The organism is Hallerella succinigenes (assembly GCF_002797675.1).
Lineage (GTDB): Bacteria > Fibrobacterota > Fibrobacteria > Fibrobacterales > Fibrobacteraceae > Hallerella > Hallerella succinigenes.
The window spans coordinates 2,926,759-2,950,860 of record NZ_PGEX01000001.1 but is presented as its reverse complement, the minus strand read 5'-3'; the positions used below and the strand labels follow the sequence as shown (position 1 = coordinate 2,950,860).

At 49.6% G+C, this 24,102-nt stretch carries 15 protein-coding genes, 1 tRNA gene and 1 pseudogene; 5 read left to right on the top strand and 12 right to left on the bottom strand.

Features of this window, described 5'->3' with window-relative positions; translation table 11 throughout:
* Nucleotides 1-14: 14 nt before the first annotated feature.
* The 3 genes from recN to BGX16_RS13660 all read left to right on the top strand — a co-directional run bounded on the left by recN (nt 15) and on the right by BGX16_RS13660 (nt 2,965).
* Nucleotides 15-1,676 carry a DNA repair protein RecN gene (gene recN, locus BGX16_RS13670; protein WP_100426553.1) on the top strand — a complete coding sequence of 554 codons (1,662 nt, stop codon included), beginning with the start codon at nt 15-17 and terminating at the stop codon, nt 1,674-1,676.
* Nucleotides 1,666-2,805: a CDP-diacylglycerol--glycerol-3-phosphate 3-phosphatidyltransferase gene (pgsA, locus tag BGX16_RS13665; RefSeq protein ID WP_100426552.1), complete on the top strand. Its 1,140-nt coding sequence runs from the start codon at nt 1,666-1,668 to the stop codon at nt 2,803-2,805. Before recN ends, pgsA begins: the two co-directional genes overlap by 11 nt.
* An 86-nt stretch (nt 2,806-2,891) precedes the next feature.
* Nucleotides 2,892-2,965: transfer RNA gene (locus tag BGX16_RS13660), tRNA-Met, on the top strand.
* 208 nt (nt 2,966-3,173) lie between these two features.
* Here the strand turns inward: BGX16_RS13660 and BGX16_RS13655 are convergent.
* From BGX16_RS13655 to BGX16_RS13600, 12 genes and pseudogenes are all read right to left on the bottom strand, one after another.
* Nucleotides 3,174-4,462 (bottom strand): annotated as a pseudogene (locus tag BGX16_RS13655) (IS256 family transposase).
* 165 nt (nt 4,463-4,627) lie between these two features.
* Complete coding sequence (smc, locus tag BGX16_RS13650) at nt 4,628-8,179, bottom strand: chromosome segregation protein SMC (protein WP_100426551.1); 3,552 nt, start codon at nt 8,177-8,179, stop codon at nt 4,628-4,630.
* Between the two features lie 31 nt (nt 8,180-8,210).
* Complete coding sequence (locus tag BGX16_RS13645) at nt 8,211-8,573, bottom strand: hypothetical protein (protein ID WP_100426550.1); 363 nt, start codon at nt 8,571-8,573, stop codon at nt 8,211-8,213.
* The gene (locus BGX16_RS13640; RefSeq protein WP_157798067.1) at nt 8,570-9,781 is read right to left on the bottom strand and encodes a hypothetical protein; all 1,212 of its coding nucleotides are present in this window, start codon (nt 9,779-9,781) and stop codon (nt 8,570-8,572) included. Before BGX16_RS13640 ends, BGX16_RS13645 begins: the two co-directional genes overlap by 4 nt.
* Nucleotides 9,782-9,817: 36 nt before the next feature.
* Nucleotides 9,818-11,647, bottom strand: a complete 1,830-nt coding sequence (locus tag BGX16_RS13635) for a DUF1015 family protein (RefSeq protein WP_100426548.1) — start codon at nt 11,645-11,647, stop codon at nt 9,818-9,820.
* 53 nt (nt 11,648-11,700) lie between these two features.
* Nucleotides 11,701-13,884 (bottom strand): carbohydrate ABC transporter permease, encoded by a 2,184-nt coding sequence (locus BGX16_RS13630; RefSeq protein WP_100426547.1) that lies wholly within the window; start codon nt 13,882-13,884, stop codon nt 11,701-11,703.
* Nucleotides 13,877-14,815, bottom strand: coding sequence for a carbohydrate ABC transporter permease (locus tag BGX16_RS13625; protein ID WP_100426546.1), 939 nt, complete (start codon nt 14,813-14,815; stop codon nt 13,877-13,879). Before BGX16_RS13625 ends, BGX16_RS13630 begins: the two co-directional genes overlap by 8 nt.
* Complete coding sequence (locus tag BGX16_RS13620) at nt 14,812-16,068, bottom strand: extracellular solute-binding protein (protein WP_157798066.1); 1,257 nt, start codon at nt 16,066-16,068, stop codon at nt 14,812-14,814. Before BGX16_RS13620 ends, BGX16_RS13625 begins: the two co-directional genes overlap by 4 nt.
* A gap of 107 nt (nt 16,069-16,175) precedes the next feature.
* Nucleotides 16,176-17,267: an ABC transporter ATP-binding protein gene (locus BGX16_RS13615; protein WP_100426544.1), complete on the bottom strand. Its 1,092-nt coding sequence runs from the start codon at nt 17,265-17,267 to the stop codon at nt 16,176-16,178.
* A gap of 9 nt (nt 17,268-17,276) precedes the next feature.
* Nucleotides 17,277-17,759, bottom strand: a complete 483-nt coding sequence (locus tag BGX16_RS13610) for a hypothetical protein (protein WP_100426543.1) — start codon at nt 17,757-17,759, stop codon at nt 17,277-17,279.
* Between the two features lie 94 nt (nt 17,760-17,853).
* On the bottom strand, nt 17,854-18,795 hold the full coding sequence (mdh, locus tag BGX16_RS13605) for a malate dehydrogenase (protein ID WP_100426542.1): 942 nt from the start codon (nt 18,793-18,795) through the stop codon (nt 17,854-17,856).
* 122 nt (nt 18,796-18,917) lie between these two features.
* Nucleotides 18,918-20,444 (bottom strand): BamA/TamA family outer membrane protein, encoded by a 1,527-nt coding sequence (locus BGX16_RS13600; protein ID WP_157798065.1) that lies wholly within the window; start codon nt 20,442-20,444, stop codon nt 18,918-18,920.
* Between the two features lie 51 nt (nt 20,445-20,495).
* On the opposite strand from BGX16_RS13600, the gene BGX16_RS13595 reads away from it, so the two are divergent.
* Both BGX16_RS13595 and BGX16_RS13590 read left to right on the top strand, forming a co-directional pair.
* On the top strand, nt 20,496-22,898 hold the full coding sequence (locus tag BGX16_RS13595; RefSeq protein ID WP_100426540.1) for an MMPL family transporter: 2,403 nt from the start codon (nt 20,496-20,498) through the stop codon (nt 22,896-22,898).
* On the top strand, nt 22,895-24,094 hold the full coding sequence (locus BGX16_RS13590) for a pyridoxal phosphate-dependent aminotransferase (RefSeq protein WP_100426539.1): 1,200 nt from the start codon (nt 22,895-22,897) through the stop codon (nt 24,092-24,094). The genes BGX16_RS13595 and BGX16_RS13590 overlap by 4 nt, the downstream gene beginning before the upstream one ends.
* Nucleotides 24,095-24,102: the final 8 nt, after the last annotated feature.

The window sequence follows — 24,102 nt, the reverse complement described above, 5'->3', positions numbered from 1 at the left end:
TCAAAACGGGACTTATGCTAGAACAGCTGACGATCCGTAATTTTGCTCTCATCGAAGAAACCCAGGTCCAATTTGGCACGGGCTTCTCCGCCATCACCGGCGAAACCGGCGCAGGCAAATCCGTCCTTATGGGCGCCTTGCGCGTGGTCGTCGGCGGAAAGACTCTCCCGGCGATGATTCGCCACGGAGCCGACAAAGCGACAGTCGAAGCGACTTTCGATATTTCGGACAATGCCGAAGCGAAGAAGATTCTTGCCGCGGAAGAAATCGACGCAGACGATGAACTCATCATTCAGCGTGAAATCCTTTCGGGCGGTAAAAATCGCACCCGCGTCAACGGCGTCATCATCAAACAAGGAACTCTCCAGAACCTCGGCGAAACCTTGATCCAGATGCACGGTCAAAGCGATCAGCTTCTGCTGCGCGATTTGCGCATCCAGCTCAAGCTTCTTGACGATTACTGCGCATGCGAACCGGAACTCGCTGCCTACAGCGAAACCTGGTCCACATGGAACAAGCTCAAAGAAGAACTTGAGAAGACCGAAGAAAACGCCCGCAACCTCGCCGAACAAAAGGAATTTTTGACTTTCCAGAAAAATGAATTGGAAAAGGCAAAACTCCGCGCAGGTGAAGAAGCCGAACTCGAAGAAAAGACTTCTGCTGCTTCCAAGTCCGAAGCGAAAATGCATGCGATCGAAGAGCTGAGCAAACTCTTTGACGGTGAAAACGGACTCCTTTCGCAGTTCGAAGTTTTCCAGTCCAAGATTCGCCAGTTCTCGTCCAAGCTTCCCGAAATGGAAGAATGGGCTGTCAAGCTCGGCGACGCCTACGACTCGCTTTCCTTCATCGAAGACGCTCTCCGCGAAGCCGAAGAATCCTCGGAACTCGATCCGGCGGAACTCGACCGCGCCAATACGCGTCTTGCACAAATTCAGCGTTTAAAGCGCAAGTACCGCACCGATGAAGCGGGGCTGATCGATCTTTACGCCCGCCGCAAGCAGGAACTCGAAAGCCTTGAAAACCTGGACGCGGATCTCGCCGAAATCCGTAAAAACATCCAAAAAGCGGAAGAAAAGCTCGCCGTTGCCGCAAGCGCCCTTTCCGAAAAGCGCAAAGCCGGCAAGCAGACCCTCGACGCCAAAGTCGCCGAAGTTCTGCATTCCCTCGGCATGCCCAAGGCTACGTTCAACACGGACATTACCGAAGAAGCCTATTCCGCAACCGGAAAGGACCGCGTGGAATTCTGCATGGCTCCGAACCTCGGCGAAGGTCAAAAGCCCCTCCGCGTTGCCGTTTCGGGCGGTGAACTTTCCCGTGTGCTTCTCGCCTTCAAATCGGTGATGGCCGAACAGGATCACGTTCCGGTCCTCGTCTTTGACGAAGTGGACTCCGGCATTAGCGGTGAAATCGGCAACAACGTCGGAGAAGCCCTCCGCAACATCGGAAAGTACCATCAGGTTCTCGCCATTACGCACCTTCAACAGGTCGCATGCCGCGCCCAGTCTCACCTGGCCGTGGAAAAACATGAAAATGGCGAAGCCCGTACTATTTCAAATGTGAAATTGTTATCATATAATGAGAGAATCGTGGAAATTGCGAGAATGCTCGGAGACGCCAAGTCCCCCACCTCGCTTGCCCACGCAAAGGAATTACTGGAGGAAGCGAATGCCTCTTAAAAAGAAGTTGTTGAGCCTGCGCCTGCGCGGTCGTGCATGGCGGATTTTCAGAGCGGCCCTTTTTATTCCGCTGATTGCAACCATTTGGACTCAGCATAACTATACCGCTGCGATGATCACGTTGGCTGTGTTGATTCTTACCTGGCTCAACAACTGGCAACTTCGCGTTCAGGAATTCGAAGAACCTTATTATCAGCTGTGGCTGAATGTCATCGAAGGCATTCTCTCGGTTACGGTGATGACGAGCGTTTTACTTCGAAATTTTGAAATTTTACTCGCGGTCGGCTGCGCCTGCTTATTCGGGCGCGTGATTGCACATTCCCTGCTTAGCCTTTCTGTAATCCGTGAAGGAAAAAAGGTTCCTGGTCGGCATGTATGGTCAAAAATTTCGGCGATGGCGATCAATGCGACGATGCTCGTGTACATTCTGGGACTCGAACGTTATCAGCAGATTTTCATGGTCGCGAGCATTTTATTGATGAGCGCCGCTTCTGTGGAATTTTTATACTGGTTCTATCGCGACCCGGCGCACCGTAAGCCGCTCTCGATAGCAAGCCAGCTCACGATGACCCGCATTGTGCTGACTCCGTTCTTCCTCTGGGTGTTCTTCTATGACAACAATTTGAATTACGAAGACAACCATATCGTTTTCAAGGTTCTCGCTCTGGTGATGGTTTTGGGCTTTATGCTGACCGACTACTTGGACGGACATCTCGCCCGCAAATGGGGAGAAGTTTCGACACTCGGAAAATACCTGGATCCATTCAGCGATAAGATTTCGAACATGACGATTTTTATGTGCTTCATCGCTACGGGTTACGCTCCGGTATGGATGGTGGCGCTGATTTACTTCCGTGAAGCCAGCGTGGAAACGCTCCGCACTCTTGCCGCCGCAGAGGGATTGATTATGCCAGCTCGCCGCAGCGGCAAATGGAAAACTGCTTTACAGGGCATCGGCATTGTGACTATCCTTGTCTGCGCCCTGGATCCAATTCAACAAATCGAAGGCTTCAAGGCTGTTTGGCAAGCACTTCCGCAGATCGTGATGGGCGTGATTACATTCGTCACAATCGCAAGTGGCATCGATTACTTTGTATCATCGAAGCATATTCTGCAGAAATACGTCTAAATCAAAGCTTTATCCCCTATTTCCCCTTGACAATGGAAAATATAATTACTATATATGGTGCTGTACTGGTAACAGTACCCGCTTGACGCGGGGTGGAGCAGTTGGTAGCTCGTTGGGCTCATAACCCAAAGGTCGCAGCGTTCAAGTCCTGCCCCCGCTACTAAAAAGACCCGGATGAAATCCGGGTCTTTTTTTTTATTCAGGGAAGCAGAATCCCCTATCATCAAAATTCAACTCGACAATTTCGATTTGACCGATTTCTCCAATCCATAAACGTCTCGAATTAGCCGGAACATTCCATAACGGTTCGCACAAAAAAAGGTAGTGTCAAGGTTTTTTCGCAAAAATAGTTTGTCCCAACATCAGATTTAGGCTACGTCCATCTTCGCCTTTTTCAATCCCTTTTCGTATTCCTGTATTTTTTCAAGCTCGTAGAGGTGCTTCATGTTCAGGTTCCTCTTGGTGCCCCATTCCTTTGTCGCAATGTATCTTAGTCTGGCGCAGACAAGCATCAAAGCCGACGCTCCATCCGGGAAAACGCCGCAAGGCGAGTGATGCGAAAACATGCTTGCATGTTTTCATATCCGAGCCGAGGATGTTTCTGCAAACAGCCCACAACCCTAGTCCTTCTGCGAATTTCCCGGTTCAGGCGTTCAAGGATGTTGTTCGTCCTTATGCTGCGCCAGTGTTCGTGCGGAAAGTCGAGATAAGTCAGCGTCTCAGCCACGCCCTTGCGGTAAAGCTCGGCGGCAGATTTCAACCCCATATCACGCAGTTTCTGTTCTACATCGGCAGCCTTTTTCAGGGTAGCCTCCTTGTCTTCCTGGGCGTATGTCGCCTTTAGCAGAGGCATGGCCGAAGCAAGCTTCTTGCGCGGGATCTTTGACATCAGGTTCCTGAAAAAATGCACCGTGCAGCGTTGCCATTTCGCATCCGGGAACACTTCCGAGGCTGATTCCAGGAAGCCCAGGTGTTTGTCCGAAGTGAACGGCCTTACGCCCTTCAGACCGCGTTCCTTGAGGCCTACGAGGAAGCTCCGCCAGCATTCCTTGCTTTCGCTCGCGCCCTCGCATGCGCCGAGTATCTCCCGGTAGCCGTCCTCGGATACCCCTATCGCGACAAGTACCGAGACGCTTGTCATCTCGCCGCCCCAGCTGCGCTTCAGGTATATGCCGTCAACATAGACATAGGGATATTCCCCGCCTATGGGCCTGTTTCGCCATTCCTCGATCTTGCCGTATACCTTCTGGTTTAGGCTGCTGACGGTCGAGGCGCTGACGCGCGATCCCCACAGGAGCTCGGTCACATCCTCCACGCGGCGCACGGATACACCCGCCAGGTACATCTCGATAAGCGACTCCTCGACCGACGATTCCCTGCGCCTGTAGCGCTCGATTATGGCGGTCTCGAACGGGGCAAGGCGCAGCTTGGGTACGGACAGGTCGACCTCCCCGGCGGACGTCAGCAGCTTGCGGTGGTAATGGCCGCTGCGGTAGTTCCTGCGTTCGTCGGTACGTTCATGCCTTTCTGCGTTGCACAGCTCCGCGGCTTCTTCGTCCAGCATCGTGTTGAGGGTTTCCTCGATGGTCTTTCTAATGACTCCTTTCAGGTCGTTCTTGAGATTTTCCTCGTCAATTTTGATTATATTGTTATCCATAGGATGCTCTTCTTTTAGGTTGATTTGTGGTTATTTCAAATCTAAAAATTGGAACATCCTATTTTTTTACCCTCTTAAAGGAATTTGCGAAAGAAAATATACGTTACCCAAAAAAGGCGCGAAACTTCGCGCCTTTGGTTTTTGAAACAGAATTGAAAACAGCTCTTAGGTTCTGTGCAATTCCAATGCCACCGCATCATCGAGCTTGACCGATGCAATACGGGAAATACCCTTGATTTCCTGAGTCACACCGTAAAGCATGTCTGCCGCAGCCATGGTACGCTTGTTATGCGTCACCAAAATGAACTGAGTCTGGTTCGAGAAGTGACGCAGAAGTTCCATAAAGCGGCCGATGTTTGCGTCATCCAACGGACCGTCGACTTCGTCCAGAACGCAGTAGGGCGAAGGTTTTTCCATGTAAATGGCGAACAGGAGCGAGACCGCCGTCAGCGCACGTTCACCACCCGAAAGGGCGGTTACACCGCGCATCTTCTTACCGGTCGGTCGAGCGTTCACTTCGATCGCCGCTTCGAGGGGATCGACGCCATCCTGCAAAGTGAGCTTCGCTTCACCGTTGATCATGATGCGGCTGAACACATCTTGGAAGTTTTTTTGAATATTGCGGAACGTGCTGAGGAAGCGATCACGCGCGATGCCGTCAAGCTTCGTAATGGTGCGTTCCAAAGATGCACGAGCCTTATCCAAGTCATCGAACTGCTTTTCGATTTCGGCAAGGCGAGCCTTTTCCGCATCGAAATCTTCCATGATTTCGGTATTGACCGGTCCCAAATTTTTAATCTGAACGCGAATTTCGGAAATTTCCTTCTTCGCTTCCTTTTCCTCGTATTCCACACGGGAGACGTCTTCCGCATGGTCAATATCAACTTCCCATTCCGCAAAAATGCGTTCACGCATACGGTCAATGTTTTGACCCAGCGTGCTGATGCGAAGGGTCAAATCGTTCAAATCGTTTGAACGTTCCAAAAGCTTGGAGTTGATCTGGCGCACTTCCGAACGCCAATCATTCATATCCCCCGCGACAACATTATAATGTTCCCGAGCGATATCGCGTTCTTCTTCTTTTTTGCGCAGTTCTGCATCCTGAACCTGGATACGATCGGCTATTTCCGTCTCCTTGAAAAGGAGTTCATCCTTGTGGGATTCGATATTATCGATATCGTTTTTGCGGTTCGAAATGATGTTGTCAAAGAACTTGACTTGATCGCCAATGGAACGAATACGGGCAAGGCTTTCTTGCATCGTCGACTGGGCAGAACCCAGCTGGCTACGCAATGTACGCACATCTTCGTCCTTATCCTTGCGAATTTGATCCTTTTCTTCAAGGATTTCCATCACCTTCGCATATTCATCTTCAAGGCGTTCCGATTCCGCTTCGGCTTCGGCGAGTTCCGCATCGTCGGAGCGTTCCGATTCTGCTTTTTGAATACGCTGTTCGGCATTCTGCAAATTCGCATTCAAAGCATCTATGCGATGTTCCGTATCCAAAAGCATCGACTGGTGAATTTTCTGTGCAGCAATTCCCGAACGGATGGTTTCATTTGCTTCGCGAATGGTTTCTTCCGTTTCCGAAAGCATGGAACGCGCTTCTTCCAAAAGTTCGTTTGCCTTTTCGCGTTCATCTTCCAAGCTGCCGATTTCTGCAATCAACGTTTCGAGTTCCGCCAGATCCTTATCGACTTCCGCCTTGCGAGCGAGAACGCCCGGTGCTTCGCTTTTGCCGCGACCGCCAAATACAAGGCCCGATGCCGAAACGTAACGTCCGTCCGTCGAAAGGAACCAGTAATCCTCTCCCGCAAATTCAGCAGAGAGCGCTTTTGCTGTCGCAAAGCTATCCACTAAAATCGTATGCGAAAGCAGCTGATCGACAATCGCTTTGACCGAAGCGTCCGCCTTCACGTAATTCGACGCGATACCGATGACTCCCGGCTTGGACGGGAATTCCGGATTAACAGAAGATCCATGAGCAAAGGCGATCATCGCATTACCGGCATTTGCCGAATCCAATGCATCGAGCAAGCCCTCCAAACTAGACGGGCTATTTGTCACGACCGCATTCAAGGAACGACCCAAAGCAAATTCAATCGCATTCGCATATTCCGCATCGACATCGATCAAGGAACCGAGAAGACCCTTGACTTCAGAAGCTCGGCTATTCACCAGGTAATCGGCACCGGAACCCGCATCGGAATCCATATTCTGGAGCACTTCGATCCGAGATTCAAGACCCGCCTTATGGCTTTTCGCCCGCGAAATCTTTTCGTCAATTGCCGAAAGCTCCTGCTTCTTGATTTCGATATCTTCTTCCTGGACGCTCTTGCGTTCCGAGCCATTTTCGATATCTTTTTCGGCATTTTTAATGCCGTCTTCAAAAGTTTTCAAAGACTCTTCGAGTTCCGACTTTTTGCGTTCCAGATCTTCGAGGTCTTCTTTCCACTTGTCGATATTGCCGCGGAGCATATCCGCTTCCGCATCCTGGCGCTGCCACTTGCTGCGGAGAGAGTTCGCCCTGTTAAGGCTTGCAATACGCTGATCCGAAAGAGTTCTCGATTGTTCGCGGAGATCGTCCACGGTGTCGGTCAAAATTTGGAGAGCTTCTTCTTCGCGGGCAAGTTCCGCTTCCTGTTCCGAGATGGCATCTTCCGAGCCCAAGGACTGCAGGTTTTCTTCGAGTTTCGCCTTTTCGGCTTCAAGTTGCGAAATGCTATTTTCCGCCTGGGTGATTTCATCACGATACTTCTGCACGTTCATCGCGGCAATTCCCTGCTGTTCGCGATTACGGGTAAGCTCGTTATTCAAATCGTTCAAGGTGATTTCTTGCTTTTTAACTTCATTTTCAAGTCCGCGGAGATTTTCTTCATCACCCGCAATCGCAAGCTGACGTTCTGCGATCTTCGCATCGAGTTCAGTCAAGCGGGTCTTGTCGGATTCCTGCTCGTTCGATACGCGAGCTTTCGCTTCATTTAAAACGCCAAGATTGCGACGATTTTCTTCGTGGCGGTCGAGACTTACCGAAAGATCCAGTTCGCGGAGACGGGTGCGGAGACGCTTCCATTCCTTCGCCTTTTCGACCTGCTTTTCAAACTGGCGAACCGTCTGGCGTTCACGGCGCAGGTTGTCTTCCACGCGTTCCATGTCATTGCGGACTCGTTCAAGCTGGCTGATTGTTTCTTTGCGCTGCTTCTTATATTTGCTCACTCCAGCCGCTTCTTCAAAAAGCGTGCGACGGTATTCCGGGCTATCGGCAAGAACGTTACGAATCATCGTTTCGTTCATCTGGGAATAGTTGCCAAGACCGAGGCCCGAGTCAAAGAACAAATTCTGAATGTCTTTTAAGCGGCATTCCTGATTGTTGATTAGGTATTCCGTGAGACCATCGCGGTGCGCACGGCGGGTCACCATCACTTCCGAATATTCCGAAGCGAGATCGCCGTTGCTGTTGTCGATTACCAAGGAAACTTCCGCGATACTCATCGCGGCACGTTCTTCCGTACCAGAGAAGATCACGCTCTGCATTTTGTCCATACGGAGTACAGAAGCGCGTTGTTCACCGAGCACCCAACGAATCGCGTCCACAATGTTGGACTTACCCGCTCCGTTAGGTCCGACAACGGCAGTTAGACCATTGCCCGGAAAGGTGATTTCCGTACGCTGAGCGAAGGACTTAAATCCGAAAATCTTTAACTTGGTAATTTTCACGTTAAATCAAAAATAACTTTTAAAACAGATTCTATTCGAATTCATGGTCCCATTCGCCGTATTTTTTCGAAATTTTGAGGAGTTCACTGCCTCCATCAAAATCGATTTTTCCCATATCGACGAATTCCCACGTACCTGTAGAATCCATAGTTTTGAAAATAATGTGGAACGAACCTACAAAATCCTGTTCATGCACAAAAGAAAGTTCACCCGGAGCGACCGTGTCCGGAATCCAGACGATGGTATCATTCTTACCGACGACCGAGACATCTGTAATGAACTGATCCGAAAGGTTTTTAACCTGTAAACGTTCGGTCGAATCTACAACAAGATGCGTGCAGGCGGAAAGCGATAGAAAAATCACTGAACTCAATGCGAGAATCCACTTTTTCATTTTGCATTCTCCCAAACAATGCCCGTAGCCGTGATTTCATGTGCAGAATTTGTCGAAGACGATTCCTGCAGGTTGGACTTGCGTCGAGATTCGTTGAATTCCTGTTCGCGCTGTTCCCTTCTCTGCTTCTTCACGTTTTCATCGGTATCGATTTCACGCGTCATCATTGGCGTCGCCTTGGAACCGTTCAAACCGACAAAGGTGTCACGGATTTTTTCGATTCCAAAATGGAACTGCAGCACAAAAGTCCCACGCAGCCCCAAAACGTTTTCGATATCATCCGCGTGATTGTATGCGACGCGGACAAACGGCATGGAAATTCCGCCGCCCCACAAAAAATCCCCGTTCGACTTGCGGTAGCAGGTCACATCGATTGAAATGACCTTGGAAGGATCTGGGTAATACTTGAGGGCAACAAAACGCAAAGCTGGATCCGGGAAGTACACAGCCACTTCTGCGTACAAACGCTGTGCAATCAAGTTCTGTTCCCAGAAAAGACGAAGCGAGTCTTCCCCATCGCAATTCCGAGCGTAAATCGCCACATCGATATTTGGCAAGTAAGTCAATGGCCCGGATTCTTTACCCCCCAAAACTTTTTTGGATTCGAGGTTCAAAGAAAGGCGTGCATGACGAAAACTCGAATGATGAAAGCTCGTCTGGGCCGAAATCGGTCCCCAGGTCGCAGCCGCCCATTCGTACAAAGTATCTGATTCCGGTTCATAAACCTTTCCGACATATTCCGGATTCGTGTACTGGATACCTCCCGCAATGCCCAAATTCAAATCAGGGCGAGCAATGGAAAGGCCTGTCGTTTGGACGCTACGAATCAACGAAAATTTTCCATAATTGGGGAAAACGGCAAAGTCTTCACTGTCCCAACCGTGGCGTTCTATCCACCAGAGAACGCCTAAGTCCCAGCCGCTTTTTCCGAGTTCTTCGGCAAAATAGCCGGCAAAATTTTGACGAAGGACATAGCCTTCATGTTTTCCATAGTCCGTGCTCAGCAGAGACTGGCTCGGCAAAGGGAAATAAAGTAAATTCGCTCCGAGATAGCCATCGGCTCCCGGATGAAAGACCATGCCAAATTCCCGCAGCTGAAGGTCGCGCGTGATGCTTCCCCCCGCGGAAACTCCGGAGGCCTTTAAATGTCCTGCATGCGCAGAAAGCGCGAAAACGAGCATCCATGCCACGACGCATGCTGTTTTCAAACGCCATCTGTGAGCGCAGAATTTTTTCATCTTCGATTAGTCGAGAGTATGAACGAGGAGACCGTCGCGCAGTTTCGGTTCAAACCATGTGCTCTTCGGCGGCATGATTTCACCTGCATCGGCAATCGCCATCAACTGATCCAAGGAAGTCGGATACATGGCGAAAGCGACTGCGCATTCACCGGAATTTACGCGCTTTTCGAGTTCGCCAAGACCGCGAATACCACCGACGAAGTCGATGTTCTGAGCGGTTCTCGGATCTTCCACGTTGAAGAGCGGCTTCAGAACGAGCTTCTGGAGAAGCGCTACGTCGAGGCTATCGACAGGGCCGAGGTCCTGCAAGTATTCCTGCTTGAATTCGCAAGCGAACCACTTGCCGCCGAGGTACATGTTTACAACATTCTGCTTCGTCGGATGAGCCTGTGCCGGAAGTTCCGAAATTTCGAAGACTTTCTTCAATTCTTCCATGAACTGTTCCGGTGTACGACCGTTCAAATCCTTTAGGACACGGTTGTAATCCAAAATTTTGAGCTGGGTGCTCGGGAAGAGAATGGCGAGATAACGGTTGTATTCTTCGTCGCCCTTATTTTCCGGGTTCTGCGAAGCGCGGTAGCCGGCGGCACGTGCGCCAGCAGCGCTACGGTGGTGACCGTCAGCGATGTAGCTGACCGGGACTGCGTCAAAGGCGCGGCAAATCTTTTCGATTTCTGCATCGTCTTCGATAACCCAGACCGTGTGGCCAAAGCCATCCGCTTCCGTCACAAAGTCATAGACCGGCTTACGGGCGATAATATCTTTGAGAAGTTCGAACTGGCCGTTGTCACGGTAAGTGAGGAACACCGGACCCGTGTTGGAATTCGTCGCAAGCACGTGGCGAAGACGGTCGTCTTCCTTGTCCTTACGGGTGAGTTCATGCTTTTTGATGACGCCTTCGAAGTAATCCTTCGCCGGCACCGTGCAAACGAGACCGTACTGTTCGCGGCCTTCCATCGTCTGACGATAAATGTAGAGGCAGTCCTTCTTGTCGAAGGCGATCACGCCTTCTGCGATGAACTTGTCCAAGTTTTCCTTGGCGTGCGCATAGACTTGCGGGTCATAGGCGTCCACGGAATCCGGGAGTTCAAGTTCTGCACGGGTGATGCGTAGATAGGAATACGGAAGGTCCTTGGCCATTTCCTTGGCTTCTTCACGGTTCATCACGTCATACGGCAGGGCGGAAATATCCTTTGCCTGTGCGGGATCAACAGGACGGAGTGCTTTGAACGGAAAGATATGCATGTGTTTTCCTTTTTGCTTGGCTTTTTTAATAATAACTTGATCTTCGGCGATCAATTCGTGGATGTACTTGTTCTTGATATCGATGTGCTTGCGCTTGCGATACGAAACGATGAAGTAGGCGGCAATGCCAAAAATCGAACCGAAAATAAATGCGACAATCGTAATGCCGATCAAGAAAGCGATCACATGTCCCGCCGCTTCATTCCACAAGCGCGACACCACATCGATTGCATTGCTAAAAGAAAGTCCCTTCAATTCTTCCAAAAAGTCGAACGTAATCGCTTCCGGATGCCAGATCTTTTTACCGAGGAAATATCCCGACGGATAAAAGAATCCGAACTGGGTTACCGGATTCGCCACAAAAGAAGAAATGACGCCCGGAACCTTCGGAAGTTTGAATAGTGCACAAAGAGCCACAGTCAAAATTATCGCCACACCGATCGTCGGCCAAACGCCGATAAAGACGCCGACAAAAACCGAAAGAGCCACTTCAAGAGCATCCATTCTTTTCGGGAACAGGCGATTAAAGTATACACGAGAAATTCGTGTAGCGCGAGATTCATCAGATTTTTTACGTTGAGACTTCATTTAGATAGCTCCAAAACCAAATTTTCGACTGCAAAATAGCAATTTGTCGTCCCCTATCGGACCTTTTTGCCCGCATTCCTTGCCGCAACAGCACGTCCTCCGGGGAAACCGCTGATCAAGCGACGTTGCACAATCATAAAAAGAATCATCACAGGCAAAGTGGAAAGGGTGGCTGCCGCCATCACCAAATCATAGCGCGTCGCAAACTGCCCAAAGAAAAGGCGCATGCCGACAGGAATCGTCGCCGTCGAAACATCCATCGAGAACACCCAGGCAAACATCAGTTCGTCCCACGCGAGAATGAACACGTAAATGCCCGTGGTCAAAATGCCGGGAAGGGACGAAGGAACAATTACTCGGAAAAAAGCCGTAAACGGAGTGCAACCATCGAGCAAAGCGGCTTCTTCAATTTCACGCGGAACGGAACGGAAGAAGTTCTGCAAAATCCAGGTCGCCATCGGAAGGAAGAGAGCCGAATACAGCACAATGATTCCCCAGCGCGTATTCAAAATATGGATCGAAGAATGCAACTGCAAATACGACGCGATCAGGAACGCCGGAATCAAGAACAATACGTTCGGAATTACCTGACTCCAAATCAAGCCCACATTCATAAAACGGTACAGGCGGAAAGAGGCTCGGGCGAGACCATAACCCGCAAGCGAGCCCAGGATCAAACAGATCAAAACCGTCGAACAGCAAATCAGCAACGAATTCGAAAGGAAGGTGCCAAAAGGAATCGTCCGCCAAAGGTCCTCATAATTTCGCCAGTGCAAATACAAGCCGCCCGAAGGAAGCTGTTCCTTGACAACCGCCTTGCCCGAAGCCAAGTCGATATTGGCAAGCTTACCTTCTTGCATTCCCACCAACAGAATTCCATTGTCAAAGAAAAGACTCGTCGCCGTTCCATCCACCGAATATGTTTTTTGTTCGCTGCCTTCGTTCAACAAGTCCCAAAGATTCATTTCGACAAAGCCATTCGAAAGTCCAAAGAATACTCGATTGCCGAAGCTCTTGATGACCGAAATATCCGATTGGAATAAATGGGCATCGCCGTAAAGGCGCTTGACTGCATGACCCGCACGGAAGTCAAAAAAGACGATTTCACGTCCACAGGCAAAAAGCATCGAACTGCGGCTCACAATAGAAAGGCGCATGTCGCGGCCATTGTAGAAAGGAAGTCCCGATTCGCCAAAGAGATAGTTCGCTTTGACCTTTTCACTTTGCACATCAATCAAAGAAAAACCTTGATCGTGCGACACCAAAACTTCCTTTTCGGAAACGCGCAAAATACGCTGCACGGAACTCGACGGCAAACCGGTCTGTGGCGTCACCCAGCCGATTTTCCCCGTCTTCTTGTTCACAATGGCGATGCCCGGGAAAGATTCCCACCACATGCCCACGCAAAGAACATCACCTGCACTCGCAATCGACACACCATGATCGCTCGCCGGAACACGGTCCACCCAAATGGAAGACCACGGAATACGACGGTAAATCGTGAGCGGAGTCGGAATGCGTTCCGCTAAACACCAGCGGAAAAGTTCGCGATTTTCCTTGGTGAAGCGGAAGCGTTTCTTAAAAAGTTTATTAATCGCTGGGTTCACCCAGTCCGTTTTCTTCTGCCAAATGGCAATGACCTTGGAAAGGCTTTCGGTCGAATTCAATATCATGTTCAGCGATTCCATGACGCTTGAATCCCGAGGGAAAGAACGCTTGAAGAGCGTTGCAAATGTCATGTCCGAGTTTTCAATCAGCGGGACCGTGTCCAGAAGAGCGCCTAGACGGGCGAATTCCCCTTCTGGGGTCTGGTTTGCCACGTAACGGAACGTGGAGAAGTCATACTGTTTAAAGGATTTTTCAAAGTCGGACCAATTCCATTTGTGGTCCACTCTCATCTTCGAGAGATTGATTTTCATCAAGCCTTCGTCTGGCGAAAACGCGTAGAGGCTCGAATCCGAAAGAACATAGTTAACAGACACCGCCTGCAGATCGAGCTTTTGACGGAAACTCGGCCGTAGATCCTTGTTTTCGTAGTGGTAAATCTGACCGTGCAAAGTGGCGGCTACCACGCTGCGATTCTGCGTTTTTTCAAAAAAGACGACGTCATTCGGATATGGAGCAGGGAAAATTTCACCCTGCTGAATTTCACTGGAGCCGAGCAAAGAACTCCACACCATCCAAAGAATCGGTGCTACGTTCAAAAGCGCGAATGCCCAAGCTACAAACTTAACCATTCTTCAGATCCTTTCCAAAGTTCCGATACCAGATCGAAACACAGATAAGCATAAAGAACATGGAAAGCGTACCGAGAGCCGCGCCCGCGCCAAAATTCCAAGTCTGGAACGAAGTGCGGTAAAGGAACGTCATCATCAAATCGCTAAATTTACCCGGGAAGCCAGAACCGTTGCCGAACATCATCGCCACAAGGTTGAAGCTGTACATATTGATCACCAAACATTCGAGAATGATGACGCCAAATATCGGACGTAAAATCGGCAAGGTAATGTGCAAAAAGCGTTCACGCGAAGGAATGCCATCGATTTCTGCCGCTTCATAAATATCATGCGGAATCGCCGAAAGTCCCGATAGGAACATCATCATGCAGAACGGCCAATTTCGCCAAATGGAAGGCACAATAATCGCCCAAATCGTATTCGGGCCCGTGAGCCAGTTCGGCTTCACCAAGGTTCCGTCCGGCAAATAATTCCAGTTCGCACCAAAAATTCCCGAAATCTGATCCCAACGTAAATAATCAAACAGGATCATATTGATAATGCCTTCATCCTGCTGCCACATGAATCCCCAAAGGAGACCTACGATATAAGTCGGCACCACCCAAGAAATCATCAGCAAAAAGCGAACAATTCCCGCAGACGGGAATTTCTGCGTTACAAGCAAAGCCCCGAAAAGCCCCAAAATAATGCAACCGCACGAAACGCAGAAAGTGTAAATGAGCGTATTGCGAATCGCATCGATCAAGCCTGTACCCGCGCCCGAAGAAACGGACTCGATAAAGTGTGCAAAGCTAAAGGAGCCGTTTCGAATTTCTTGCGAAGTCCCTTCTCCCGAAAAGAACGGCAATACGATTCCCATCAGAACGGGAATCACAAAGACAAACGTCAAAAAGACGAGCAACGGCAACAAAAAGAGATAACGCTTTCTCATCGAGAGGCCTCCCTCTGACGATGGATAAAGCGGTTCACTTCCTTATCCGCAGCGCGAATTTCTGCAATGATATCCTTTTCCGGCCAAACCTTTTCGGGGCTGGATGTGATCAGGTCGAAGATATTTCCAAAGCGACGGAGCAAAATTTCCGTTTCGATTTCACCCCAATACGGAACCGCCGGATACGATCGCAAATGCAAAACCATTTGCTGGAACACATCTCTCTTTCCGTCATCCTTGAAGAACGGATATTCGTAAGTGGAAAGAAGCGCCGGCATAAATCCCATCACACGAGCGATTTCGAGCTGAACGTCCGGACGGGCAACCAAGTAGCGCACAAGCGCCATCGCCGCGCGTTTGTGTTTTGTATAACGAGAAACAGAAAGGTTCGAACCGCCTGCAAAATAATAAGGCATCTTGCCCTCAGGAGCAACCGGCGGAAGCATTGCCGAATAATTACGTGCTGTCACGTTTTTCGATGAACCTCCCAGGAAACGCGGGCTATCCAAATACAACGTCTTATTCGTCACATCGAACCAGAAAGCCAACCTGCCTTCATCAAAGTCCATGCTCACCTGATTTGTATTCTTCGACAAATTTTTTCGGCTGTTAAAACCATCGCGCACAAGGCTCAAATAGAACAGAATTCCATTGATGCTTTCTTTGGTCGCAAGAAGGCTTTCCGTTCCGGTCGAATCCAAGAAGTCACCACCCGCGCCCCAAATCCACGGAGCCAAGTTATGAATTACATTCCAGTCGTGTTTTCCTGGATAGCCAATCGGATCGATATGCTGATCTTCGATGACCAAATTTGCTTTGCGAATTTTTTCCAAAGCAATGCGGAATTCATCCCAATTTCGCACCTTTGCCGGATTGACGCCCGCTTCAGCCAAAGCATCGCGTCTGTAATACAGCGGGCGCACATCCAAGAACCACGGAACCGATGTCGCCTGTTGAACGCCGACCGGGCGCGCAAACTTCATCGACACAGATGCAAAGGCGGAATCCCCGCCCGACACCGCAATCAGAGAATCCATCGGCATCAAGGCTTCCATCGCAGTCACGGCAGCAGCCCAAGTCGTCGGCATCTGAATCACATCGGGGCCGCTTCGCGTAGAAGCCGCCGTTGTTATCTTTGTCCAGGCGACGCTCCAGTCAAGAACCGTCACCTGCACTTCAATGCCTGGATTTTCCAATTCAAAATTACGCAGAACATGCTGCATATCCGCAGTCGGATCAGGACTGTTCGGCATAATCCAGAGCTGCAAAACTTCCTTTTGCTGACTATCATCCGAACTACAGCTTCCCAGAAAAGCTGCACAGAGCAACATGGCTAAAAGCCTAATAGCCCGGAAGATTTTCAAAAGAAGCTTGCCCCTGTCGAAATATCAAACAAATGAATATTCTTTTCGTCGAGCGAGAGATAGATCTTTTCGCCGACCGCAAAATTGGCAAGTGGCGGAACGCGGACGACCAAGCTCAGATCGTTGCTCTGCGCATAGACGAGCGTTTCGTAACCCAGATGTTCCACCACTTCGATGACCGCGACAATCGTATTTGGACCTGCAGCCGAAATGGTAAAGAACTCCGGGCGAACTCCGACAAGCATACGAGGAACCGTGCGGTACTTCGACGCAAATGCTTCAGAAACCGGGAATGTGAATCCAGCCTTTTCAAAATAAAGACCTTCTCGTCCCCACTGGGCAGCAAAGATGTTCATCGGAGGAACTCCGATAAAGCTTGCCACAAATTCGTTTGCCGGATGCTCGTAAAGCTCCATCGGCGTCCCGACCTGCTGAATCTTTCCATTCGAAAGACAAACGACTCGGTCACCCATGGTCATCGCTTCATTCTGATCGTGCGTCACAAGTACCATCGTCGCCTGCAAACGAGAATGCAAACGTCCGAGTTCCACGCACATCTGATTTTTCATCTTGGCGTCAAGACCGGAAAGCGGTTCGTCAAAAAGGAAGATCTTCGGTTTGCGGACAAGAGCTCTTCCCAAGGCAACACGCTGACGCTGACCGCCAGAAAGATGCTTCGGCTTACGATCGAGCAACGGCGCAAGGTCCAAAATATCGACAGCTTCGCGGATACGTTCCTCGATTTCTTTCACCGAATAAACAAGCTTCATGCGCAGAGCAAATTCCAAATTTTGGCGAACTGTCATGTGCGGATACAGCGCATGCGTCTGGAACACCATGGCGATGTCGCGGTCTTTTGGGTCGAGCCTGCTTGCATCTTCTCCATGCAGCAAAAGATCCCCTTCCGAGGGGGTCTCAAGCCCAGCGATCATGCGCAGAATGGAGGATTTTCCACAGCCCGATGGACCGACCAACGCGACAAACTCGCCTTCTCGGATAGAAAGCGAAACGTCGTTTACCGCATCTACGTCTCCAGGATAAGCCTTGGAAACGTGCGAAAGTTCAATCGCTGATTTGGCTTCTGCCATAAATCAGTCCTACGAATCTTCCTCGTCGAAAGAATCGTCGTCCGAGGATTCAGCCATCTCTTCTTCCGACTTCGGCTTTTCAATTTCAAAAAGCTTGCGGAGAGGTTCGATCTTGTAACGGTTGCGTTCTTCCGGAAGGGTGAACGGAGCGAGGTTCAACGCAACAAGGATCGAATTCGGGTAGTTGTTCACCTTTTTGATGAATTCCGATTCCGAGCAGCCTTCGTTGTAGAAGTCCACGACAAAAGTATCCCACAGTTCTTCATCGAGCTTCTGGAGAGCTTCTTCTTCCGTTCCTACGCCGTCGACAAAAGCTCCGGTCAAAAGGCCCGAGATTACTTCAATTGCACAATTACGGCGATTTTCGTCCGGTTCCCAAAGAAGAACTCGTCGCAAGCTGTAATCGCGAGGCTTCATCGCACTTTCGATGTTGTCTTCGTTCGGTTTTTCTTCGGAAACATTCAATTCTTCGTCGTCGATCATATCTGCCATACAATTCCTTGGTTGGTCTAGTGAATTTAATAAATTTCTGTAAAAAAAATGCCCTTGGTGATGAACCAAGGGCATTTTTCAAGATCAACCAAGATTAGGTGTGAGCGTCTACCCAGTCTGCATTCTTCTGGCAAGCTTCGACGGACTTGTCGAAAGCAGCCTTTTCGTCAGCAGTGAGCTTGACTTCGATGATCTTTTCCACACCGTTTGCGCCGACAACAACAGGCACGCCACAGTAGAGACCCTTAACGCCGTATTCTCCGTTGAGCTTAGCAGCGCAAGAGAACACGTTTTTCTTGTCGAGGAGGTAAGCTTCGGCCATGTGGATAGCAGAAGTTGCCGGGCTGTAGAAAGCAGAACCGCGACCGAGGAGGTTCACGATTTCGCCACCTGCGCCAGCGGTACGCTTAGCGAGTTCAGCAAACTTTTCCTTCGTCATGAGCTGCGGAAGCGGAATGCCGCCGACAGAGACGCTTTCGTAGATGCTGACCATGGTGTCGCCGTGGCCACCGAGAACGAGAGCCTTCACGTCTTCGACGGAAACTCCGAGTTCGTCAGCGACGAAGCAAGCGAGACGAGCAGAGTCGAGAACGCCAGCCATACCGATCACCTTGTTAGCCGGGAGACCTGACTGCTTCTGCATATTGTAAACCATGGCATCGAGCGGGTTCGTAATCACGATCACGAATGCATCCGGAGCGTGTTCCTTGATGGCTTCAGCAACCGTCTTGATGACGCCGCAGTTCTTTTCGAGAAGGTCATCGCGGCTCATGCCCGGCATACGCGGGAAACCAGCGGTAACGATAACGACGTCTGCGCCCTTGAGAGCTGCGTAGTCGGTAGAACCCTGAAGATCAACGGAAGAGTTGATCACAGAACGGCCTTCCATAATGTCGAGAGCCTTACCCTTCGGCATGCCCTGAGTCATCGGAATGTCGATAAGGACGACGTCGCCGAGATTCTTCTGGGCAGCAACGAGAGCCATTGTACCACCAATCTGACCAGCGCCAACAAGCGCAATCTTCTTTCTAGCCATATTAGACCTTCCTTTTTAGGACAAAAATGTTGTCTTAATGATAGCAATTTTTTTACTGAAAAAACATCTAAAAATGTGAAATCGGTGTATTGGAAAGTGAAATGGACGGCTTTTAACCGATTTTACTGGAATTCAGGCGCGACCGTGCAGATGAGAGCAAAGCCATTAAAGCCATGGAATCCAATCTGGATACGGAACAAATACATATCCGGCTTGCGGACTCGAATACCGAAGCCCCAGGAGTTCAAAAGCTTGTCGCCGTCAAGAGAGTACCAATTCCTGCCGTAGCTTACATATTCGTCAAAAAGGACTCCGTCCACCAGTCGATCGATCGGCCAGCGGTACTCAAGAGAAATCCCTTTCATCGCAAAGTCCGCATACCGGCGCGTATAGCCACGAAGGGGATACGTTCCCCCTGCAGTCGAAAAAGCAGAAAACGGAGCGCCTCCTTCTTCCATTTCCCACATCTGCCTCATGCGGAACTGAATTGCGAGAACGCGACGGTTCAAGAGAGTGTTCTTGATGTTTTCTGGGCGCCAAAGGCGAAGGGTTTCGTCCCAAGAAAAGTCCGTATAGAATTTACGGAATTCACGAGCTTCTTTCGCAGTAAGCCCGTACTTGGAATCGTCCTTTCCTAAATAAAAATAGTGCTGGGCGACAAAATCAAACGCCTGGTAGTCGTGGTCAAGAGAATTGGACTTTGAAGTGACGTTCGCACCAGCGTATTCGGTCACATTTACGTATCTCCAAGTTGCGGAAATACGGGAACCGCGGGTCGGTACAAAAGGAGCGTCTATATTATCATAGGTGAGCGTAAACTTTAGCGGGAACTGGTAATAATTCTGGTAGAGACCATGCGTATTCGGGTTGAACTTCGGATGATCTGTCAAAACCGTATCTTGCACGTCCGGCAGATCGAATAGGCAACGATCTATTTCCCCTTCAATCTGAAAATCCATATTGGGGACAAATGGAAGCGGATGGCCTAGGCGCAACTGGGCAGAATAGGATGAATCCGTATAAATAAAGGTTTCGTCTGTATCGAAAAGGGTCAAAGAACGCGGCAAAGCGACAGTCGCATCACGGTCCAAGGTTAAGTCCAAACGCCCGCCGATTACAAAATCCGATCCCAATAGATTTCGTTTGGTGTACCGGGTCGAAAACTTCATATCGCTATTGACAAAAAGTGTCGCATTCGCTACGAAATAATCCTTTTGAAAAAGCATGTTCCGGTGACGGTAGGCTATGCCGATCTGCGTTCGCGTTCCGGGCTTTAAGTTCATCGTCGGATAGATGTAAATATTGCGTTTAGGTCCAAAAGCGGCTAGATCCGCACTTTTTTCCAAAATTCGGTTTTCCGCCGCATATTTGACCGGAGCCGAAAACGGATACACCAAAAGATCCAAAGCCGGCTGAATAATATGGGAAAACGGCCAAAGCAGATAATCCTTTGCAGACATTTCCTTCTGCTCTTCTTCCTCCACTTCCACTACGGTCGAGTCATTTGGATCGTAATGCGCCATCGAGTAATCTCCCTGGGATTCCACAGGCTTTGAAGCCTCTTCCGCCCACAACGGAAGAGCAAGCCACAATAGAATTCCGATAAAGCCCACTCTCATGACGCAGAATAATTTAATAATTCGTTCCAAACAAGGATTTCCATTCATCGTCTTCTTTTACATTTTTTAGATTATGAAGTGATGTTTTCCCTACTTCAAAGATTTTTGCGCAACGCGCTCAAACATCCAAAAATCGTTCTTGGCATCGCTCTTGCGGTGACGCTTCTTTCGATTTATCCTGTGCGAAATCTCAAATGGGAACTTCGCATGATCGATATGCTGCCGGATTCTTCGGAAGTCAAAAAGACAAACGCCATCGTCGAGGAAAATTTCGGCGGATTCGGTTCCCTAGTTGCAGTCATCACGTCCAAGGATAGCGCCTTGAACTCGCGGCTCGTCCAAGGGCTCGCCAAAGAACTGGAAGGCAACCGGTACATCAATTTCGTCGAATACAAGTCCGAAATGGACTTCTTTGAAAAGCACAAGCTTCTCTATGTAAACACGGAAGATCTGCGCAAAATCCGAGACCGCATTTCGGATCTGCAATCCCGTTACAAGTTTGAAAACAGTCCGTTCTACATCGATCTCCTTTCAAACGATTCCCTGCAAAAGGTAGTCCGCGATTCCCTGACCCGGGAAATCACTGATTCGCTTTCCCTGGCAGAGCTTGAAGACAAATATTTTTCAAAGCTCCGGAATATGTATTCCAACGAAAAAGGGACGGTGCGTATCGTCAGCGTTTTCCCCAAGGCACGTGTTTCTGATCTTTCTGCCTCGCGTAAGCTGACCCGAATCGTTTCGGGGGCTTTCGAAAGCTTACCCGAAAGCGAAAAAGCCGAACTTTATATGACGGGAAAAGTCTTCCAGACCGCAAGCGAGGGTTGGCGGATTTTACCGGAAGCCCGTTTTACCGGCATCGCTCTTGCTGTTATTCTTGCGCTATTCTTCTTGTTCCGTTTTGCAAAACAGCCCGCAGTCTTTATTCTTTCAATCATTCCGATTGCGCTTGTCTTTTTATGGACTCTTGCGGCGGCATGGCTCTTTTTTGGGAGAATCAACCTGTATTCGATCGTTCTCGCGGTGATTTTACCGGGAATATCTTGCCGCCAAATCGTGCACTTGATGACGCGTTTTGCGGATGAGCAGCGCAATGGTCTCGGTTACGAATTGAGCCTCGAAAGCGCCTTGTTGGGCGTTGGTCCGACGATTGCGATTTCGACATTCTCGTTTGCGGCGGCATTCCTTGGCTTGCTTTTTGTGCCTTTGACAGGCATGCAGGAACTCGGTGTTCTCGGTGCAATCGGTTCAATCTTGAACTGGACTCTAGCAAGCCTTGTTTTCCCCGCTTTGATTGAACTCACCAAAAAATACCGTTCGTTTCTCGTATTTGGAAAGATCAAGGGACATGTTGAAAATTTCAAGGAACGCCCCTTCGTCGGATTCAAGAAAGCGTTTATCCCAGTGCTTCTTCTTTGCATGATTTTGCCAAGCCGTGGTATTTACCCCAAATTTGATTACGATTTTTCGCATTCCGACTACCATCCGAATACAGCGAAGGCAGACTCCCTGCTTCGCGAAACAAATTACCTGAATTACGATCCGATTGTCGTCATTTTGCCGAATTCCAAAACGGCGAGAAGCTTCTACAACCGCATCAACCGCGAACGCGAATCCAATCCGAATTCTGGCATTCGTGCGGTAGCCATCTACCAAAACCTTTTGCCTTCTAATCAACAGGAAAAGCTTTCGCTTTTGACTGAAATCAAAAACGAATTGGATCCGTCTGTGTTACGCGCCTTGAGTCCCACCGATTCCGCACGCATTGAAAAGATCGTCAAGGATTGGAAGGCGGCGCCGCTTCTTTCAAAGGATCTTCCGATGAATCTGCGCAAGCTGTTCGGTGCAAACGCTGGCGGTTCTACCGAATACGCATTCATCTTCCCGAACTTCAATTCAAACGACGGACTTGCCTGTCGACGTCTTGCGAAAGAACTTGAACCGTTTCACTATCCGATGACAGGAACCGCTCTCGTCCGCGCATCCGTTTTGAACATGACGCTTCCGCATTTCCACAAGGCGATTCTTTTCGGCATTGTCTGCGTCTTCCTTTTGACCTTCCTTTTTTACAAGAGATTCTACTTTTCGCTTTTCACTCTTGTTTCTCCGATTATCGCCTTCTTCTGGCTTTTGGGTCTTTTGAGATTCTTGGATATCCCGCTTACCGCATATAGCTGTCTTGCATTCCCCATTTTGATCGGGATGAGTTTAGACGGCGCCATTCAGCTGTGGAACGCCTATTACGAGCGTTCGACCGGAAGCATCTACCACATTCTGCGCACGACTGGCGTCACCTGTTTCTTTGCCGAGCTTTTGACGATCGTTGTGCTGTTCGGCCTTTCTCTTTCCTCTCATCCGGGAATCCACGCCATCGGTATGATTTCCATCTTTGGAGTGGTTTGCCTGTTGCTGTCTCATAACTTTGTATTTCCGCTTCTCGCCGGTGCACTAGATCGCCGACGGATTCGCAGGAGAAAACATCGATGAAAAACCTTTCAGAACGTATTCTGAACATCGCCCCCTCTTTGACCGTAGCTGTCGATACCCTCGCTAAAAAATTAAAAGCAGAAGGAAAAGATATCGTTTCCTTGGGCGCAGGAGAACCTGACTGGGACACACCGATCGATGTGCGCAATGCAGGCAAGGCTTCGATTGATCAAGGCAAGACACGTTACTCGGCTCCTCAGGGAATTCTCGAAGTCCGCGAAGCGGTCTGCGAAAAGTTCCGTTCGCAAAACGGCCTCGAATACGCTCCGGAACAAATCATTATGACAAGCGGTGCAAAGCACGCCGTTTTTAATTCCCTGCTCGCCATTATCAATCCGGGCGATGAAGTCATCATTCCGGAACCTTATTGGGTCACTTATCCGGAACTCGTCAAACTGCTCGGCGGCGTCCCGGTGATTGTCCATACAAAGGTGGATAACGATTTTCAGATGTCAGGCGAAGATCTTTCAAAGGTGATTTCCCCGAAGACCAAAGCCGTAATTTTGAACAATCCGACAAATCCGACAGGAACGCTCTATTCCGAAGAAGTACTAGCAAGCATCGCCAAGGTCATTGCGGAAAACGATCTGTATGCTATTTCGGACGAAATTTACGAGCACTTCTCGTACAGCGATTCCTTCCAGTTCAAGAGCCTCGCTTCCTTTGATGGCATGTATGAACGCACGCTTGTCATCAACGGGCTTTCCAAGTCTCACTGCATGACCGGTTGGAGAATTGGCTACGTGGCTGCTCCGAAAGAAATTGCAAAGCTTATCGCCAAGGCTCAGGGCCAGACGACGCATCATCCGTCGAACATTGCCCAATATGCAGCCGAAGAAGCTTTGAAGATGCCGCTTGATACCGTGTACAAAATGCGCGATGAATTCCGCAAGCGTCGTGATTTCCTCTATGGAAAATTTTCCGCGATTCCGAGCGTAAGCCTTCGCGTTCCAGGTGGAGCCTTCTACTTGTTCGCCGACATCAGCGCCTTGTTTGGCAAAAAGACTCCGGCAGGCAAAACCATTTCGGATTCAATCGAATTCTGCACATACTTGCTTGAAACCGTCGGACTTGCGATTGTACCGGGCAGCGCCTTTGGCCGTGAAGGTTATGTGCGCTTCTCTTACGCTGCATCGATGGATACGCTCGCCGCCGCAGCAGAACGTTTTGAAAAAGGCATTCTCGCGCTTCAGTAATTGAAAGT